The organism is Coleofasciculus sp. E1-EBD-02, from assembly GCF_040218245.1.
GTDB lineage: Bacteria > Cyanobacteriota > Cyanobacteriia > Cyanobacteriales > Coleofasciculaceae > Coleofasciculus.
The window spans coordinates 136,788-155,340 of sequence record NZ_JAVJQN010000201.1; the positions used below are offsets into that span (position 1 = coordinate 136,788).

Annotated in this window: 17 protein-coding genes; 4 read left to right on the forward strand and 13 right to left on the reverse strand. The window is 44.7% G+C overall.

Annotated elements, in window-relative coordinates; all coding sequences use genetic code 11:
- The first annotated feature begins 240 nt into the window (after nt 1-240).
- Nucleotides 241-1,206, forward strand: a complete 966-nt coding sequence (locus RIC07_RS31720) for a protochlorophyllide reductase (RefSeq protein WP_446397998.1) — start codon at nt 241-243, stop codon at nt 1,204-1,206.
- Between the two features lie 777 nt (nt 1,207-1,983).
- Here RIC07_RS31720 and RIC07_RS31725 read toward each other — a convergent pair.
- Together RIC07_RS31725 and RIC07_RS31730 are read right to left on the reverse strand one after the other, a co-directional pair.
- Nucleotides 1,984-2,565 (reverse strand): sugar O-acetyltransferase, encoded by a 582-nt coding sequence (locus RIC07_RS31725; protein WP_446378201.1) that lies wholly within the window; start codon nt 2,563-2,565, stop codon nt 1,984-1,986.
- 112 nt (nt 2,566-2,677) lie between these two features.
- Nucleotides 2,678-3,301, reverse strand: coding sequence for a type I restriction endonuclease subunit R (locus tag RIC07_RS31730; protein WP_446397999.1), 624 nt, complete (start codon nt 3,299-3,301; stop codon nt 2,678-2,680).
- A 577-nt stretch (nt 3,302-3,878) separates the two neighbouring features.
- Here RIC07_RS31730 and RIC07_RS31735 point away from each other — a divergent pair.
- From RIC07_RS31735 to RIC07_RS31745, 3 genes are all read left to right on the forward strand, one after another.
- The gene (locus RIC07_RS31735) at nt 3,879-4,091 is read left to right on the forward strand and encodes a DNA-binding domain-containing protein (protein WP_446353240.1); all 213 of its coding nucleotides are present in this window, start codon (nt 3,879-3,881) and stop codon (nt 4,089-4,091) included.
- An 83-nt stretch (nt 4,092-4,174) separates the two neighbouring features.
- On the forward strand, nt 4,175-6,286 hold the full coding sequence (locus RIC07_RS31740) for a pentapeptide repeat-containing protein (protein WP_446398000.1): 2,112 nt from the start codon (nt 4,175-4,177) through the stop codon (nt 6,284-6,286).
- 12 nt (nt 6,287-6,298) lie between these two features.
- Complete coding sequence (locus tag RIC07_RS31745) at nt 6,299-8,614, forward strand: NACHT domain-containing protein (RefSeq protein WP_446398001.1); 2,316 nt, start codon at nt 6,299-6,301, stop codon at nt 8,612-8,614.
- A gap of 120 nt (nt 8,615-8,734) precedes the next feature.
- Here the strand turns inward: RIC07_RS31745 and RIC07_RS31750 are convergent, their stop codons facing one another.
- The 11 genes from RIC07_RS31750 to RIC07_RS31800 form a co-directional block, all read right to left on the reverse strand.
- Nucleotides 8,735-8,857: a hypothetical protein gene (locus RIC07_RS31750; RefSeq protein ID WP_446398002.1), complete on the reverse strand. Its 123-nt coding sequence runs from the start codon at nt 8,855-8,857 to the stop codon at nt 8,735-8,737.
- Entirely contained in the window at nt 8,854-9,171 is a 318-nt protein-coding gene (locus RIC07_RS31755) for a hypothetical protein (protein WP_446398003.1), read from the reverse strand. The genes RIC07_RS31750 and RIC07_RS31755 overlap by 4 nt, the downstream gene beginning before the upstream one ends.
- A 152-nt stretch (nt 9,172-9,323) precedes the next feature.
- Complete coding sequence (gene thyD / locus RIC07_RS31760) at nt 9,324-10,235, reverse strand: thylakoid membrane protein ThyD (protein ID WP_446398004.1); 912 nt, start codon at nt 10,233-10,235, stop codon at nt 9,324-9,326.
- 7 nt (nt 10,236-10,242) lie between these two features.
- The gene (psb28, locus tag RIC07_RS31765; RefSeq protein ID WP_446378218.1) at nt 10,243-10,632 is read right to left on the reverse strand and encodes a photosystem II reaction center protein Psb28; all 390 of its coding nucleotides are present in this window, start codon (nt 10,630-10,632) and stop codon (nt 10,243-10,245) included.
- 263 nt (nt 10,633-10,895) lie between these two features.
- Complete coding sequence (gene secA, locus RIC07_RS31770; protein ID WP_446378220.1) at nt 10,896-13,694, reverse strand: preprotein translocase subunit SecA; 2,799 nt, start codon at nt 13,692-13,694, stop codon at nt 10,896-10,898.
- Between the two features lie 210 nt (nt 13,695-13,904).
- Nucleotides 13,905-14,840, reverse strand: a complete 936-nt coding sequence (locus RIC07_RS31775) for an Rpn family recombination-promoting nuclease/putative transposase (protein WP_446398005.1) — start codon at nt 14,838-14,840, stop codon at nt 13,905-13,907.
- A 109-nt stretch (nt 14,841-14,949) separates the two neighbouring features.
- Nucleotides 14,950-15,441 (reverse strand): ureidoglycolate lyase, encoded by a 492-nt coding sequence (locus RIC07_RS31780; protein WP_446398006.1) that lies wholly within the window; start codon nt 15,439-15,441, stop codon nt 14,950-14,952.
- 32 nt (nt 15,442-15,473) lie between these two features.
- Nucleotides 15,474-16,109, reverse strand: a complete 636-nt coding sequence (gene upp / locus RIC07_RS31785; RefSeq protein ID WP_446341941.1) for a uracil phosphoribosyltransferase — start codon at nt 16,107-16,109, stop codon at nt 15,474-15,476.
- 365 nt (nt 16,110-16,474) lie between these two features.
- Complete coding sequence (locus tag RIC07_RS31790; protein ID WP_446398007.1) at nt 16,475-16,882, reverse strand: response regulator transcription factor; 408 nt, start codon at nt 16,880-16,882, stop codon at nt 16,475-16,477.
- Nucleotides 16,883-17,303: 421 nt separating this feature from the next.
- Nucleotides 17,304-18,236, reverse strand: a complete 933-nt coding sequence (locus tag RIC07_RS31795) for an isoaspartyl peptidase/L-asparaginase (protein WP_446398008.1) — start codon at nt 18,234-18,236, stop codon at nt 17,304-17,306.
- Nucleotides 18,237-18,259: 23 nt separating this feature from the next.
- Nucleotides 18,260-18,412 (reverse strand): DUF2256 domain-containing protein, encoded by a 153-nt coding sequence (locus RIC07_RS31800; RefSeq protein WP_446337469.1) that lies wholly within the window; start codon nt 18,410-18,412, stop codon nt 18,260-18,262.
- Between the last annotated feature and the right edge of the window lie 141 nt (nt 18,413-18,553).

The following is an 18,553-nucleotide window of genomic DNA, read 5'->3' on the forward strand; positions in this document are numbered from 1 at the left end:
TGATGATTGGCAAGAAGATGGGTGATACTGTATGGTCTGGATAAGTAATTTCAATGCAACGTCAGCGTGACTAGATAGAATCCCTTTGGTGAGCGAGGTCACAAATTTTACCTCTGCCTCTCTACCCAATCCATCGGAAACTTTTTTGATCAACTGGATCTACTGAAATGTAAAATCGTTAGATCAGTGGGATGAAATCCTAAAAAGCAGTTAACGGCAGTTAACGGAGTTTTAAAGCCAATGGAACAACATCAAAAATCAACGGTTGTAATTACGGGTGCCTCGTCAGGGGTGGGTTTGTATGCTGCCAAAGCCCTGGCACAACGGGGAAACTGGCATGTCGTGATGGCTTGTCGGAATTTAGAGAAAGCCCAAAACGCTGCCCAAGAGGTGGGGATGCCGGAGGACAGCTACACGATTATGCATATCGACTTGGGTAGCTTAGAGAGTGTGCGCCAGTTTGTAACTAAATTCAGGGAAAGCGGCAAATCCTTAGATGCCTTGGTGTGCAACGCTGCCATTTATATGCCCTTACTCAAGGAACCTCTGCGATCGCCAGAAGGGTATGAGTTAAGCGTTGCCACAAATCACCTGGGACATTTCCTCTTGTCTCATCTGATGCTGGAGGATTTGAAACATTCCTCGGCTGAGTCTCCCCGGCTGGTTATTTTGGGAACGGTGACTCACAATCCCGATGAATTGGGTGGAAAGATTCCACCGCGTCCAGATTTAGGGGAACTCAAGGGGTTTGAAGCGGGATTCAAAGAGCCTCACTCGATGATTGACGGCAAAAAGTTTGAACCCGTCAAAGCCTACAAAGACAGCAAAGTCTGTAACGTTCTGACTATGCGAGAACTGCATCGGCGCTATCACGAGTCAACTGGTATCGTCTTCAGTTCGCTTTATCCAGGATGTGTGGCTGATACACCCCTGTTCCGCAATCACTATCCCCTGTTTCAGAAAATCTTTCCCTTGTTCCAGAAACACATCACGGGTGGGTATGTGTCCCAGGAGTTGGCAGGTGAACGGGTTGCTGCTGTCGTTGCCGATCCTGAATATAGCCAATCCGGTGTCTATTGGAGTTGGGGGAACCGACAGAAGAAAGAGGGTAAATCCTTTGTGCAGAAGGTTTCTCCCCAAGCCCGCGATGATCAAAAAGGGGAACGGATGTGGGAGTTAAGCGCCAAGTTAGTCGGAGTTGCTTGATGGGAGACTAAGCTGTCACCCATTTAAATTGGCAATGGGTAGCAAGCAAAATGCTCACCCGACAAGGATTTCACCATTATTGAGATTAAGGTTGAAATCCCAAACAGCTTAGGTGTCAACGTTCGTCCCAATTACTCCATATCATGAGTCGGGGTGATTCATAAATTGCCCCGACTATAATTTTGGAAAAAATTGGTTAATCCTTGGATATAAAATATTAAGAAATATTAATAAGTGTCAACTTCTGACTGTTCTCTATTCCCCGTTTCCTGTTCCCTTGTCCATGTCCTGACGACTTAATCGAAGAAATAATACAGTGTATTACGAAAGCGTTGACAATTATTGTATCCTTTTCTACTATAGTTAATATTCCTTCTAAAGAAGGTGACTTAGATGTATTACAGTAAGGGAATTTACTCTCACAGCCAGAAGAAAATTCCATTGCTGTGGACGATTGATGTTGACGGTATTTAGATAGGGCGCATTTACCCAACAAGCCGTTAGGTTGTTCAAGCTTTGTGTTTTTAATCTAGACAAAGTTTTGTAGAACGGCAAAACCTGTTTGAGTGGAGCAATTCGTTGAAAAGAGATGGCTCTACGCGAACAGTTACTGGTAAGTGAAACTTTAGTGATAGCAGATGGATGTTAGGGTGCATTTTCAGATTCAAGTGACGTGTTTGATAAGGGTCTTTATTTAATCAACGCCACTGATAGATAAGAATACGCGATCGCTGTTTATTCTCTTTCAACAAGAGAGGGCGATCGCCTTTTTTTGGGTTAAACTTCTAAGATTGGAGGTTGAGTTGGACTCACTTGTCGAATAACCCGACAGGGGTTTCCCGCTGCGATAACATTGGCGGGAATACTTTTGGTCACAACACTACCCGCACCAATAGTTGTGTGATCGCCAATGGTGACACCTGGACAAATAATTGCACCGCCACCAATCCAGACATTATTGCCAATTTTAATCGGTGCAGCCAGTTCGCGTCCAGTGAGTCTTTGGGCGGGATCAGTGGGATGATAGGCGGTATAGATCTGCACATAGGGACCACATAAAAGGTTATCGCCTAGGTGAACTGTATTACAGTCGAGAATCACACAGCCATAATTCATATAGAGATTATCGCCAACATAGATATTACTGCCATAATCACAGTAAAAGGGAGGACTAATTTGAGGATTAGATCCCAGCTTGCCAAATAAGTTTTGTAAAAGGTGCGATCGCGTTTCTACTTCGTCTTCGGTTGTGGCATTGTACAAGCGGGTGAGATGACAGGCTTGATTGTGTAATGCTTTTAATTCAGGGTCAGATGCTAGATATAGCTCTCCCGCTAACATTTTTTGTTTTTCGCTCATCAGAAACCTGTCTTTCCGTGTCTCCATAACACCATTTATTGTAAGCTACCTGTAGGGGCACGGCAATGCCGTGCCCCTACCATAAAGGGCGTTTGTGCTTAACAGTTTTCTTCTACTCTATGAGTCGTTTTAAAATTTGAATCACCCGATGCAGTTGGTTATCACGGCGAGTTGAAAGGGTAAATTTATCAGATAAATCATATTCTTTTTGCTGAGGGTCTAGTTTGACAAAAAGGTAATCTTCTCCGGTGGTAATTAAACCATAAGCGGGATTCTCGGTTGTCGGGTTAGACATCATGTAGGCGAGGGTTTGGGGTAAAGCTTGCATCACACTAAAACCATAGCGTTTGGTTTCTAAAAGGATGAGCCACAATTGTTCCTGCATGACTAAAATATCAATGAGTCCTTCTAGGATTTGGTCTTTGTCTTCGATTTCAATTTTGATGTATTTTTCCCCTTTGATGAGATAGGGGGGATCGTACAAGCCTAATAGTTCTAGAATTGGAGCAATTATAATCAGGTTTACGGTACTTTCGGTAATCGCACCTTCGGCTTGGTAATAACGATAGCGGGTTCGTAGGCGATCGCACTTTTCGATTTCCCCCAGGCTGAGTTCTGGTAAGGGTTCTAGCCATTCTGGGAAGAAGGTGGGGTTGGTTGTCGGCTGCAATTGAAAGGTATGATGCGCCTGGTTTAAGTTTGTAATCGCTTTGGTAACACCAATAACCTGGGGCATGGCATAGATTTCAGATAAAGAGGTGATTTCTCTGGGAGTTGGCGACGCCTGCGCGTTCTTTTATTGTAGGGGGTGATTGTCAACCTGTAAGCCGAATCCGTCTTTGATGCAATGGCGACTGGAAGTCGCAGCTACACAAACAAAGTCCGCCTGCGCGGACTAGATTATATAGCACTACACTCTAAGGTTAGGACAAAAAAAGAAAAATTTAAATCGCTCAATCCCTTGATGAATCAGTGTTTTTCTTCACTATTGCCTATTGCCTATTGCCTAGCGCGTAGCGCTATAAAGGGGATAGCTAACCCGGATTTGGTATAAGCCGAATCGGGGCGATGAATTCGGATTTTCTGGGATAGGGCTTGGTTACCAAGCCCCTACGACGGTTGGTGCTAACTGAAAACTCGGATTCTGAACCCTACATCCTCTACAGGATAAGGCTTGCAGCGGAATGACTCAACGGGTGCGATGCCTTGATTGGGCAAGGGGTTAGGGTGAAACGTTTAAGATTTGATACAAGCCTCTTGTCAAATTCCGCTAGGCATTGGCTAGATTAAAATATCTTTTTCCGGTTTTCCCGATGAACTCAGTCCAACTCGGTATCCGCATTCCTACCCATCTTAACCAACGTCTGACTGACTACATTGAACGCACGGGGTTGTCAAAGACGGAGGTAGTGATTAATGCGTTGGCGTCTTATATGGGGTGTAGTGAGGAGATTCCCCTGAATGAACGGGTGGCATCTCTTGAGGCGAAAATGATGGTGTTGGAGGGGTTGGTTAAGGGAGGCTAATGTTCAGCAACCTGTTGGCAGAAAGGACTAACAGTTAACCCTAGACAATATTCTTAGTCATACTGACACCGAAAGCGAATGGCATGAAAGCTGATGAGGTTCTGAGACGATATGCAGCCGGGGAGAGGGATTTTCGCCGTGTAAATCTGCGTGGTCAATCGTTCAAAGGAAAAGACCTGAAGGGGGCAGATTTTAGTGAGGCGGATATTCGAGGGGCAAATTTTACCAATGCTTACCTCAAAGATGCCAAGTTTTGTGGAGCAAAAGCTGGACTACAGCGACGATGGCAGATTAGTTTAACCGTAATTGCTTTACTTGTGTCAGTATTTTCAGGATTTTTATGTTGGTTTCCTATATTTTTTGTATTAATCCTATTCTCTGGTGGTTTGTTAAATGTTCTTATTGGTTGGGTTTCCCTCAGTTTAATTATTGTCTTTTTGATTGTCATTATCCACAAAGGGATTAATTCTGTCGCTGTCACTGTCGCTGTCACTGTCGCTGGAGCTGTCGCTGTTGCTGGAGCTGTCACTGGAGCTGCCACTGGAGCTGTTGCTATTGCTGTCACTGGAGCTTTCACTGGATTTGTCGCTGTCGCTGTCGCTGGAGCTTTCACTGGAGCTGTCGCTGTCGCTGTCGCTGGAGCTGTCGCTGGAGCTGTCACTGGAGCTGTTGCTTTCGCTTTCGCTTTCGCTGGAGCTGTCGCTTTCACTGGAAATTTCATTAGAATTTCTGCTGTCGCTTTGGCTTTCGCTGCCACCTTCGTTCTGTTGTGCGCTTACATTAGCTGGCAAGCATTGGCTGGAGATGAAAAATACGCCATCATTCACACAAATGCCATTGCGTTTTCTACTAAAGGTGGAACCAGTTTTCGCCATGCCAATTTAACCAACGTTGGTTTTACATCTGCCACGCTAAAAAGTACAGATTTCAGACGAGCTATTCTAACCCGAACTTGTTGGCGTAACACAAAAAAACTTAACCGGATTCGCCCTGGTAATACCTACCTACAAAATGCCAACCTACGCCAATTGCTGATTACAGGACAAGGACAAGACCAAAATTTTGACTACCAAAACCTGCGTGGTGTCAACTTACAAGGCGCAAACCTAGCCGACTCTAGTTTTATCGGCGCTGACTTAAACGAAGCCAATCTACAAGACGTGGACTTATCCAGAGCTAAACTGGTACAAACCCAATTAGATGAAGCAGATTTAACAGGTGCAACACTTACCGGAGCCACAATTGAAGATTGGAACATCACCAGTCATACCCAATTACAGGGGATTAGATGTCGGTATGTCTTCATGCGTTTACCGACTAAAGATGACCCTGAACCTCGCCGCAAACCCGATAACCGGGAAGAAGAGTTTGAAGATGGGGATTTTGCGGACTTTATTAAGCCTATAGTTGATACCCTTGACCTCTATCATAATCAGGGGGTTGACCCTCGCGCTATTGCAATTTCTCTCAAACAGTTAGCTGAAAATAACCCAGAGGCTGAGTTAGAGATTGTGGCGATGGAGAAACGGGGTAAAGATAAGTTATTACTCCGTGCAGCAACTGCTCCTGACGCTGACCATTCTAAGCTGAATGCTGAGTATTTCAAGACTTATAATCAGATCAAAGCCTTAGCTGAGGCAGAAGTACAGGCATTACTCGCTGAGAAAGATAGCCGAATTTCCAGTTTAGAGACTATGGTAGAGACGGCGCTACAGCGTCCAAGTTTTTATACAAACACGCAAGTTGAACAGGTAGATATTATGACTAACAATCCTGGTGGTATTTCTCAATCCAATACAGGTTCAATGGGAGGTGGACAGCAAGGCGCTATCGGTGACCAAAACAAGCAAACGATGTCCACTCAAGCGGCTGCATCCGCAGGGGAACAGCTAACCCAACAAGACGTTCTGCAAATGCTGGGACAGATTGAGCAAATGATTGATTCGGCTGAAATCCCAGAAGAGATTAAAGAAGAAGCAAACACTTACTTGGGGGCAGCGAAAAAAGCTGTTGAGAAAGAAGAACCTAACAAAGAACGGGTAAACATTAACCTAGAAGGAGTAGCAGAACAACTAGACAAAGCCAGTAAGGTAGCAGAAGCTGGCACTACTTTATTCACAAAAGTTAAGCCAATTCTCGTTAAAGTTGCAGGTTGGTTAGGTGCAGCCGCAGGTTCTTTCTTCGGTACTCTCTAATCGTTATAACAAATGTGTGAACCACCGTCCCATGAACCCCATTCACAACAGTCCCAGCCTGAACCAAGTGTTCAGCAGAAAAATGCAGGTTCAATGGGCGGTGGACAACAGGCGGCAATTGGCGATAGAAATGTCCAGGTACAGGGAAAGGGTAACTGGGTCTGGAATTTTTTCTTTGGTTGGGGTGGCAAAAGTTTAACTCCACGCCAAGAAGACCGCAATCGTCAGGCGTTACTCAATAAAGTCAACAAATTTTGGGTCAAAGATGTTCTAGAAAAATCCCTCTACAATCAGGTGATGATTGAGTTGGGATTGGAGGAACGCCCCGACGCTATTACTAATCCTTGGAGTGCCATTATAGAGACGAATGACTCACCTCAACCTCTCCCCGATGGAACTAAAATAATCGATATATTTGACCAAATCGGCATAGGTCGAACGCTACTCATTTTAGGGGAACCGGGGTCAGGAAAAACCACGACGTTATTGGAACTCACACGCGATTTAATCGCCCGTGCTGAACAAAATATTAAGCTGCTGATTCCTGTTGTTTTTACTCTTTCATCTTGGGCAGATAAACGAGAAAAGATAGCTGATTGGTTAGTAGAGGAACTGAATAGTAAGTATGATGTGCCTAAGAAAATTGGACAAACCTGGGTAACACAACAGCAACTGCTACCATTGCTGGATGGTTTGGATGAAGTAAAGGCGGAGTATCGAGATGACTGTATTGCAGCCTTGAACCAATTCAAGCAGGAGTATTATGGTGCAGAGTTGGTAGTGTGCAGTCGCATTAAAGACTATGAAGCCTTATCTAGTCGTCTGAATTTTCAAAGTGCTGTTTATATAAGATTGCTGAATTTAGAACAAATCTGTGATTACTTGGATAATGTCGGTGGTGATTTGAGAGGGTTGAGGGCATTAATGGAAGAGGACACGGTACTGCAAGAGTTAGCCCAATCTCCTTTGATGCTCAATATTATGACTCTGGTTTATCAGGGGGTAGCGGTTGAGGATTTGCCAAAAACTGAGATGGCAGAAGAACGGCGTAAGCAGCTATTTGATGATTACATTGAGAAAATGTTTCATCGCCCTAATCGTTCAAAGGGTGAACAGAGATATTCAAAATTTCAAACAAAGCATTGGCTGAGTTGGCTAGCACAGAGAATGCTTCAGGAGTCGCAAACTGTATTTTTCATTGAAGGAATGCAGCCTCGTTATCTGAAAAATAAATTTCGTCAATGGCAATATTGGGTTTTACTTGTCATAATGAATTTAGTGACTGCTGGAACTATTGCTACGATTGTTATTTTGCAATGGTTCTTGCCTGAACATTCAATATCATGGTCATCTATTTCTAATCGCATCTTACTATTCGGCTCATGGTTTGGATTTATTTTATCTACTGAGTCCAAAGCTGATGCTCGCCGATTAATAATGTATCCCATCGTTCAAGTTTTTTGTTGTCTATTCAGGAAGAAGCTACCAAGAGAGTTTCAAGATAACATACCTATTCTTCATGACATCGATCTCTCTTCAAGATTTCGATTAAAAGCCCCTTCACTGAGAGATTTGAAAGATAAAGTTTTGCAACATTCGCTAGGACACGCTTTATTGATGTCCGAGTGGATGTGGAAGATATTGCTATTGCCGATTATCATACCAATTCATATACTTTTCGGAAAATTAGCCTATACAATCGGCATGGAAAGGTTAGGCAGCAATTCAAAAGAATATTTTGAGTTGCTAATTCAAAACTCTAGAGCAGTTGCTAATGAAGTCAACGACTCAACAGATTCCAATCAAAACTCAAATTATATTCTATATGCGATACTGTATCAGTATGCACATATGATTAAATTAAAAGGAGGCTTGTTAATCAACCTATCTTTAAAAATATTGACATTTATTCTAGGATTGATGCCATTCATTTTTTATGTGTTTATAAGCTTATTTAATGTTTTGACAGCAGAAAAAATAGAAGATTCGCTAGCTCCGAACTATCGAGTAAAAGAAGCTTCAAAAACTGCATTTTTAAGTTCAATACTTTTCTGTCTTTCTTCTATCATAGCCTTCCAGAGGCCAGCCACATACTATCGAGTCATTTCTTGTATTCTTGGCTTTTTGGCTTGCTTGAGTTATTTACCTTTGCTCAAACATCTATTTCTGCGCCTTGTCCTTTGGCACAGTGGTGCTATTCCCTGGAACTATGCCCACTTCCTCGACTATGCCGCAGATCGCATCTTCCTCCAAAAAGTAGGTGGTGGCTATATCTTCATCCACCGGATGCTGATGGAACATTTCGCCCAGATGGAACTTGAACGCTAAACCCCCACCGGATAAAGCTTACAAATCAATACCCAACATCACTCTAACTCCCATTACTCCCCCGGTGCTCTAACGTTAACACTCCCACTGGCGCATCATCGATATCTTGACTATTAACCGCTAACCAACCTGTCGTAAATCCCGTTCCAACAACGCATCAACTTGAAACGCTTCACCCTCGGCTGTAATCAAATCAATCTCAAAAAAAAGCTCACCAATATCGCCAAATCTGCCATAAATCATATCATGCCGCAGGCTCCCGTCTGATTAATCCGGAATGTCATCAACCAGCCAGTCGGATACTTTTGACGCACCTTTTCCACCGCCTTATCTTCATCGGGATCAATAAAATAGTCCCCACTATTTGGCTCAATTAGTATAAACCAGTTATAGTGATCCCCGATTAACTCATCCCGAACTCGTTCAAAAACCGAGAAACAGCATTGATACCGTGCGTCTCGTTCTGCTTTACGTCTTGCTAGTTCTTGCGGCGGTATTGTATGTTGAGTAAATATTCGACCTCGACGTAAGGGGCGCTGGGTTTGCTGCTGGGTCATATTATGTTAAGTAGGTGGGGAAAATTAAAGTTAATGGTAGAGATCGTCATTTGTCATTCGTCATTCGTCATTTGTAAGGGTTTGAGGCTTGTTAATATAACTTGATCTAGTTGAGTTTATTTCCACCAACCTACTTATGTCCGGTTGAATACTCAATTAGAAGTCACAATATCAGCTAACGCAGGTTTGACATTGGCATAGTCATAGTTAAAACCACTGCTAGTTGTCCGCTTAGGTAACACCTTTTGACCCTCTAGCACCACCTTAGCCCCCTCTCCTAATAACGCTTCTAGGGCAATACTGGGAACAGGTAACCAGGAGGGACGATTCATAACATCCCCCAAAGTCTGACAAAATTCCGACATCCGCACAGGATTGGGTGCTGTAGCATTGAAAACTCCTTCCATTTCATTACGGGTGAGTGCATTGATAATCAAGTTCACCAAATCCTCTCGGTGAATCCAAGAAAACCACTGACGCCCACTACCAATTGGACCCCCAGCAAATAGTTGAAATGGAGGTAACATTTTCGCTAGTGCGCCACCATCTCCTAAAACAATGCCAAACCGGAGGATAACCAATCGCACCCCAGCCTCTTTCACCTTCTGCGCTTCCGCTTCCCACGCCTGACAGACTTGGGCGAGGAAATCATCTCCGGGGGGACTGGTTTCGTCAAACGTTGCCGTTTCGCTAGTCCCGTAATAGCCAACAGCCGACGCATTCACTAAAACGCTGGGTTTTGGTTGAGCTTGGCTGATTGCTTCAACAATTCGCCGAGTTCCCAGTTGGCGACTATCAAGAATTGCTTGTTTCCGTTCCGGTGTCCAGCGATTCTCTCCAATGGGTTCTCCTGCCAAATTCACCACCCCATCACACCCTGCGATCGCGTCTTGCCAAGATCCCGATTCGGTGGGAGTATAGCCGACAATCTCTAAATCAGGAAACAGCCGAGTTGCTTTGGCTCGGTTTCGGGTTAAAATCATCGGTTGATGCTCTAACTCAAGCAGACGCTTGACTAAGCGAGAACCAATAAATCCGGTTGCTCCAGTAATAGCGATTTTCACGATTAACCTACTCTGCTCCCTGTGCTTGTTTTGTGTCACCGTAAGCCATACCATTGGCTTCGGCATAGCGGTGCATAAAGCGCATGAAACGATCCCAGTGATCTTGGCGTTCGACTTCAAATTCGCAGTCTACCCGCCTTAAATCATCGCCTTCTGGACCACCGAATATAAATTTAACCGATGATGGTTCCACACTAATCTGCCCTTCTTCATCAATTAAGAGCAAGGCGTTGGCGAATCGTTTAGTATAACTCTGGAATTTTTCTATCGCTTTTAAGGAATCGAAACTCATTAATACTGAACGCACGCCCGAACTTCGATTTCGCCGTAAGCTAACATTGCTCAGTTCTTCAGGAAGTCCTTCAAAAAATTGAATCGATGGCGTTTGGGAAGTCATTTTTAAATGGCGAATACTATATTGTTCAGTATACTCCAACAGATCCCTATTATAAAGACGAGTCAGCGTGACTTTTTCTTAGCATCAATGACTAAGGATTCTAGAAAAGAAGGGGGTCGGAGAAAATTGTCCCCCTTCTTTTGTTTTTAGAAGTAATTTGATGATTCGTAGGGGCGCAAGGCTTGCGCCCTTGCTTAGCGCAGGATTAAACCCTCGTATCGGAAAGGACAAATGACAAATGACAAATGACAAATGACAAATGACTAAACCGCTTGCGGTTGCACTTGCGGCTGGAATTGGAACAGTGAGTACACCACATTGCGACGAATGTCAATCATCATTTCCAAGAAGGTTTCATATCCTTCTTGCTTATACTCAATCAGTGGGTCTTTCTGCCCATAACCGCGTAACCCGACTGACTCACGCAACGCATCCATTGATTGCAAATGCTCCCGCCACAAGGTATCAATCTGCTGCAAGATGAAGAACCGTTCTGCTTGTCGCATCAATCCCGGTTGAATTTGATCGATTTGGGCTTCTTTAATGTCGTAAGCTTTGCGGACTTCTTCATGCAAAAAGGTTTTAATCTCCGTGACTGTCATATCATCCAGATGTTCTGGCTGGAGATCTTGCAGCAAATAGACAAATTCTTGTACCTTGGACACCAAGCTGCCTAAATCCCATTCTTCCGGCGGCAAATCCGGGTTGACGTAGGCGTCTACAATATCATCCATCGTCTTCTCCGCATATTGGATGACTTGTTCTTTGAGATCTAATCCTTCTAACACCCGACGACGTTCGGCATAAATTGCCCGCCGCTGATTATTCATCACCTCGTCATATTCAAACACCTGTTTCCGGGTGTCATAGTAGAAGGTTTCCACTTTTTTCTGCGCCCCTTCTAAGGAACGAGTCAACATTCCCGATTCGATCGGCATATCTTCCTCTACCCGGAACGCATTCATCATCCCCGCCACGCGATCGCCCCCAAAAATCCGCAGCAAGTTATCCTCTAAGCTGAGGAAAAACTTCGTCGAACCCGGGTCACCTTGGCGTCCCGCCCGTCCCCGGAGTTGGTTATCAATCCGGCGAGATTCGTGGCGTTCGGTACCAATCACATGCAATCCGCCGATCGGCTCGGTTTTGATCACCTCATCCTGTTCTTTATGAGTAAAGGCTTCATATTCCTTTCGCACCGCCCGACAAACCTCCCGCAGCTTTTGGATCACTGGGTCATCCGTCGGGGCATTTTCCGCCGCGATCGCTATTTTTTCTTCGGCTTCTAATTCCGGTAGACTGCGTTCCCCATACTGCTGCACCGCAAACTTCACCGCCTCAATCAGCTTTTGCTCGGTTTCCGGAGACAACTGAGTCGGGTAAATCTGCGGACTTACCTTCCAAGTTTTCACCTTTTTCCCTGGCGCAAACCCTTGGGCTTGGGAGCGTTTCCCACCCCCTCCTGCCATAGCCGCAAAAGAATCTTCTTCTTCGGGGATGACAATCTGCGGCATGAAATATTCCCGCACTTTCAGCCGCGACATGTAATCCGCGTTACCCCCTAAGATAATATCGGTACCACGTCCTGCCATGTTCGTCGCGATCGTCACCGCCCCTTTGCGCCCCGCTTGGGCAACAATTTCTGATTCCCGTTCCACGTTCTCCGGTCGGGCATTGAGCAGATTATGGGGAACGTCCAATTGGCTTAACAAACGCGAAAGCACTTCTGATTTTTCCACACTGGTTGTACCCACCAATACTGGGCGTCCTTGCTCATGCATGTCCGCACATTCTCGTGCCACCGCTTTCCATTTGGCTTCCTCAGTTTTATACACTACATCCGACATATCCCGCCGTCCGGGGGGCTTATTGGTGGGGATAATCGTGACTTGTAGGTTATAGATTTTTTCAAATTCGGCTTCTTCTGTTTTGGCTGTTCCGGTCATCCCGGCTAGCTTGGGATAAAGCAAAAAGAAATTTTGATAGGTAATTGTCGCTAGGGTTTGGGTTTCTTTTTGAATCTCGACGCCTTCTTTTGCCTCAATCGCCTGGTGCAGTCCATCACTCCAACGTCGTCCCTGTAAAACCCGTCCGGTAAACTCATCGACGATGACCACTTCGTCGTTACGCACGATATAGTTTACGTCATTGGTAAACAGTTCCTTTGCCTTAATCGCGTTGAAGATATAGTGCGCCCAAGGATTTTCCGGGTCATACAAATCCCCAACCTCTAGGAGTTTTTCCGCCTCGATAAAGCCTTCATCCGTGAGGATGACATTACGCGCTTTTTCATCAACCTCATAATGCTCCTCCGGCTGAAGCATTTTAGCGATTTGAGCCGCTTTCATATAGTTCTGGGTAGGGCGTTCCACCTGTCCAGAAATAATCAGGGGGGTGCGGGCTTCGTCAATGAGTACGGAGTCTACTTCGTCAATGATGCAGTAATTGAAGGGACGCTGCACCACCTCATTCATTGAGGTTGCCATATTATCCCGCAAGTAGTCAAACCCCAACTCGCTGTTTGTGGCATAGGTAATATCACAGCCGTAGTTGCGCTGTCGTTCCGCAGGACCCATCCCTGACTGAATCAGTCCTACCGTTAATCCTAAGAAGCGGTGTACCTGTCCCATCCATTCCGCGTCCCGGCGTGCCAGGTAATCGTTAACGGTAACAATATGTACCCCTTTGCCACTTAGAGCGTTGAGATAAGCTGGGAGGGTGGATACAAGGGTTTTCCCCTCACCCGTTTTCATCTCCGCGATTTCTCCCCGGTGCAGCACAACACCACCTAATAGCTGCACATCAAAATGGCGCATTCCCAGAACCCGCCATGCAGCTTCCCGCACGACGGCAAAGGCTTCGGGTAGGAGATCCTCTAACAGTTCTTCTTGCTCACGATCGGTTGTCGCTTTTTCAAGCTGCTGCTTGAATTCTACGGTTTTCCCTTGGAGTTGCTCATCGGAGAGCGATCGGATATCTTCTTCCAGAACGTTGATATCGGCAACGAACGGTTGGTATCTTTTAAGTTTGCGGGTGTTTGGATCGCCAAGTAAGTTTTTTAACATAGCAGGAGAGGGATACGTCTAATCGCGCTTTGTCTAGGGTTAAGGTTAGACACTCAAGACTAAGGGCATGAATAGGGGAGTCAGCGTTCACAGGCAATCTTGCACGAGTCCCAGTGGCTAACGGCTAACCCATAATAAACCACCGCTTAGGGCGGCATTTTTATGATCATCCTACCATTTTTGCTCAGATTGAGGGGCGCTTCGTCCTTCCTACTGGCGATCCTCCAACCAACTGGCTAAATCCGGCAAACTTTGAAAATCGAAAATTTCCTCAGCTAACCGTTCCAAATCACTCAACGGTAATTCTTCAATTTTGCGGCTGATTGCCAACGGGATTTCGCCAAAACGCTTCAGGATTAGACGCCCTACTAGAGTTTTGGTCTGTTGTAGTCGCCCTTCTTCTTTCCCTTCTTCTTTTCCTTTTTCTTTTCCTTTTTCTTCAGCATAAGCCAGCCGCCCTTTTTCATCTTGCAACATTATGCCTCGCCGATCAACCACCTCCAACTCTTCTACCGTCATTGTGGCTTGATTAGCAAGGTTTAAAGCAAGTTCTATCTCTGAAACTTCCCCTAAATTATCAGGAACACTCTCCAAACTCGCTGCTTCTTTCAGGAAATAAATCCATTTATCGGTTAAACTCTGTAGTTCAGACAAGGTTTTATTGAATTTGGGAAGTTCGACAAAAATTAGCTTCAATTCACCATCTAGAAGTTCAATTTTTTGGGTTTTCTCTTGAAAGACAAATTGGTTAATTACCTGATCTGTGTTGGCAAACAAGGTAAAGTCAGTAATTGTTACGGCAATTGCTGGATTCGGTAAAGGATAATCATCGCCTGTTTTTAACTGGTTACTATAGGCTTTGGTCAAGTTATAAGCTACCCGCTTGTTAAAGGCAGTCATCGGCGCTATTTGCATTTCAATGACCACAATAGACCCATCCGCTAAAACAGCTTTGACATCTAAATACGTTTCTTTTAAGGTCATCACCTGATCCGGATTATAGGGATTGACAATTGTTAGGGATTGAATGATTTTTTCTTCGTTATAAATTATTGCATTGAGAAAACTGATTAAAATCTCTTGGCTTTGTTCGGAACCAAATATTTTTTTAAAGGCATAATCGATTTTGGGACTAATAAACCTCATTTTAGGTCTCCCCTTTCAATATAAATAGATGGAATAAAGTCCGATTCTAGCACAGCGATCGCCCCGTATTTCATTTACTAACAAGTGACAAGTTTATTGAGGTGATACGTCAAACAATTTCCAACTCTAAATTGTGGCTTTCCTTCAAATCATAGGTAAAGTGGTCAACCTCATTTGTGTCACTCAGTTCCAAATTATAGAAATCGACAACATCATGTTCAAAATAAGGACCGGCGTGCCAAGTTCCTAATTCTAACTTGATGAAACAGTTTCCCGGAATTCGGAAAACTTTAATGTCATCAATGGCAGGTTGTTCACGTTCACAAGCAGGTGCAACCGCCATCCACCAGTCTTTCCCTTCTAGAGAACCCAAACATTGGGTGCATTGCTGATGGCGCGTGATTGTGTGAAATTTGCGACCTCTGTGATACAAGCGCATGATGTAAAAGCGGGGAGTACCGTCGTGCAGAACTAATTGGGCATCTGTTGCATCATAGGGTTTATCATCGGCTGTCGGTGTGATTAATTGACCGAAGGGTTGAAAGCGTTCGGCGCTAATTTCTTCTACTGGAAGCTGTTTCACTGAAATAGTGCGATTCATGACAGATATCAATTGCAACACAAAGCTTACTGCTATTTTGTCCCAAACAAGCGATCGCCTGCATCCCCAAGTCCGGGCAAAATATAACCATGCTCGTCTAAGCTTTCATCAATCGCGGCGGTATACAGAGGGACTTCCGGATGATGATCATGGAAATTTGCGATTCCCTCCGGTGCAGCTAGCAAGCACAAAAATTTAATGGACAACGGGATAAAATCCTTCACCCGATCCACGGCTGCTACGGCTGTATTCCCTGTAGCCACCATGGGATCAACAACCAAGATGTCTCGGTGTTCAATATCATGAGGCAGTTTGCAATAATATTCAATCGGAATCCGAGTCGTTGGATCGCGATACAAGCCAATATGCCCCAAGCGGGCGGAAGGGATCAATTCTAAGATACCATCAACCAGCCCTTGCCCTGCCCGCATAATCGAAACAATCACCATTTTCTTATCTGAAGCCAGCATGGGAGCGTGCATGGGAGCCAGAGGTGTTTTAATCGGTGCGTATTTAAGCGGTAAGTCCCGCGTTACCTCGTAAGCTAGCAAGCCGCCAACTTCTTTCATCAGTTGACGAAATTTAGCTGTACTGGTGTCAGCCTGACGCATAAGGGTTAGCTTGTGCTGTACGAATGGGTGATCGATTACTGTAACTTGAGGGATCATTTGTTAATAGTAGACAGATTTTTATCTGTATAAAAGTTAATCTTCCTGAGAGTATACCACTCCTGTTGCCAAATCACAGCAAAGATAAGGAATATAAGATAAAATGTATTTGCAAAATGGATTTAATTCATTTTTGCAATATCCAAAATAAAAACAATATAACAGTGAGACTATTAGCCTATTTTACACTAGCAAAGTCAATGGGTAACGTCATAGTTGGTGGGCAATGGACTAAAACTCTTATCCAGTCGTCTAAAGACGACTGGATCTTGGGAGACGCATCTTATGGTAGAGACGTTGCATGCAACGTCTCTACAACTTCACTATTGCAAGAAAGCCTATTGCCTATTCCCTGGCGCGTAGCGCTATACTTTTGATGCAGAAGAGGGAGAAGGGATATCCGTTAACACTCGCTTCACCATACTGATAAATTCCTCCAAGACATAAGGTTTGGTTACATACAGATTCGCTCCTAGACGTATCCCGCGTTCAATATCCCTGGGTTCGGATTTTGCTGTCAAAAAAATAAACGGGGTTTGGCGACCAAATCGGCGCAGTTGTGATAACACAGTATACCCATCAAATCCGGGCAGATTAATGTCGCAAATAATTAATTCTGGGTTCAGACATAAGCTAAAGTTGACGCCACTTGACCCGTTATCTGTGGAAATTACATCATAGCCATTGGACGGGTTATATCCTTCCATTGCTAAAATTTCGGATAAATTATCACGCAGGCTTATGTCATCTTCAATGATTAGAATTCTTCGCATTGTTTCGCCTATTCCCCTACTGGCGTTTTAGTTGGATTGAATCATGTTGTTCTTCTTTATTATTCCCTAACAGTTGAGGGGTTTCATCCGTGAATTCTCTAGATTTTTCAAGTTTTCGGGAAAACTAGACGTTGCTTATCGTTGGGGAACCCTCTCCTAGAATTTACAGATATCTATCCTTATAAAGATTTGCAAACAAAACTTGACTCAAGCGAGTTGATCAGTGAAACTACAGACAAGAGCGTAATACACTGTAAACAAGCGTATTACGTTAGTTGTGGTTAACTCCAAACAAAGGCTGATTAATCCATAATTAGCCGGAAGCTGGGATGGAACAGCACGTCTTGCCCAGAAATACTGTCTCCATCCAGGCAACCCGCGAGATTGGTTGATTGAGCCTATTGATGAAGGATAACCTCTGCTATACCGTTTGCACCTCCTCAATCATTTCTAGTGTGTCTCCCTTTTGGTGTCCGGTATGGTAAGCAGCAAGGAGAATTTGGCTGGTTTTTCCGCAGGCGATCGCACCCCTAGCGTCAATGGCGATCGCACCTAAATCCCGCCGATTCTCCTTTGCTTCTTTTATAGAACGTTCCATGGCTTCGGCTAAGGATAAACCGTCGGTGACACGCACCACCACCCGTGCGGCGAAGCATTCATCAATGATATCTTCCCCAATTCCGGTACAGCTTACCCCGGCGTTTAAGTTGGCGTAATTCCCCGCAGGCATTGCCGAATCGCTGACTCGACCAATGCGTTCAAATCCCTTTCCTCCGGTGGATGTACCCGCCGCCAAGCCGCCTTGACTATCTAATGCCACAACTCCAATTGTGCCACGTCCGGCTTCCGAAGAAAGGAGTTCTGGTTCGCTGACCACATCCGCCATCGTCCGTTCAAAGTTGTCCTGTCTATCCTGTAACCATTCCTGTAAACGCTTTTCCGTCAAGGGGTTGTAAATCGGTGCATTCACTTCCCGCACCAATTCCGCCGCCCCAAAATCCGAGAGAATGCGATCGGGACAATCTTGCAAAATCTTCGCCAAATTGATGGGATTTTTAATCCGTGAGACATTAATCACACCGCTAAAGCGTTGAGGTTTACCATCCATCAGCGATGCACTCATGCGAATCTGTCCATCAGATTGTAAGACTGAACCCGTTCCGGCATTATAGCGGGGTTCATCTTCGAGGAGTTGACAACCTCGAATCACCGCTTCACGGGCGTTTGCACCCGATGATAACAAGGCATACACCTCATCAAGTATTTTATAAAGCGAATCGCGCACCGCTTGGGTGGCGTCTTTGGTTTTCAGGGCGCTTCCGGCACCACCATGAATAATTAATTTGGGTTGCATTGAATTCACGAACTCCTTGATAGTCAACTGGCTTGGGATTTGCGTCGGCGGCAGCGTTCCGAGCAGAACTTTACATTATCCCAGCATTTCGCCCATTTTTTGCGCCAAGTGAAAGGACGTTCGCAGACGGGGCAGATTTTGGTCGGTAGATCTGACTTAGAGCGTACTCGTGCCATGTTACGTTCAGGAGCAGTTAACTCCTCAATCGTAACTCCTTGTAACCTGTAATCCTGTAAACCGCCATCGTGGGTTAGGCAGAACTTTATTCGGGCAAATACTATTTAATTGACTATCCGCCGTAACCCACCAATAGTTAA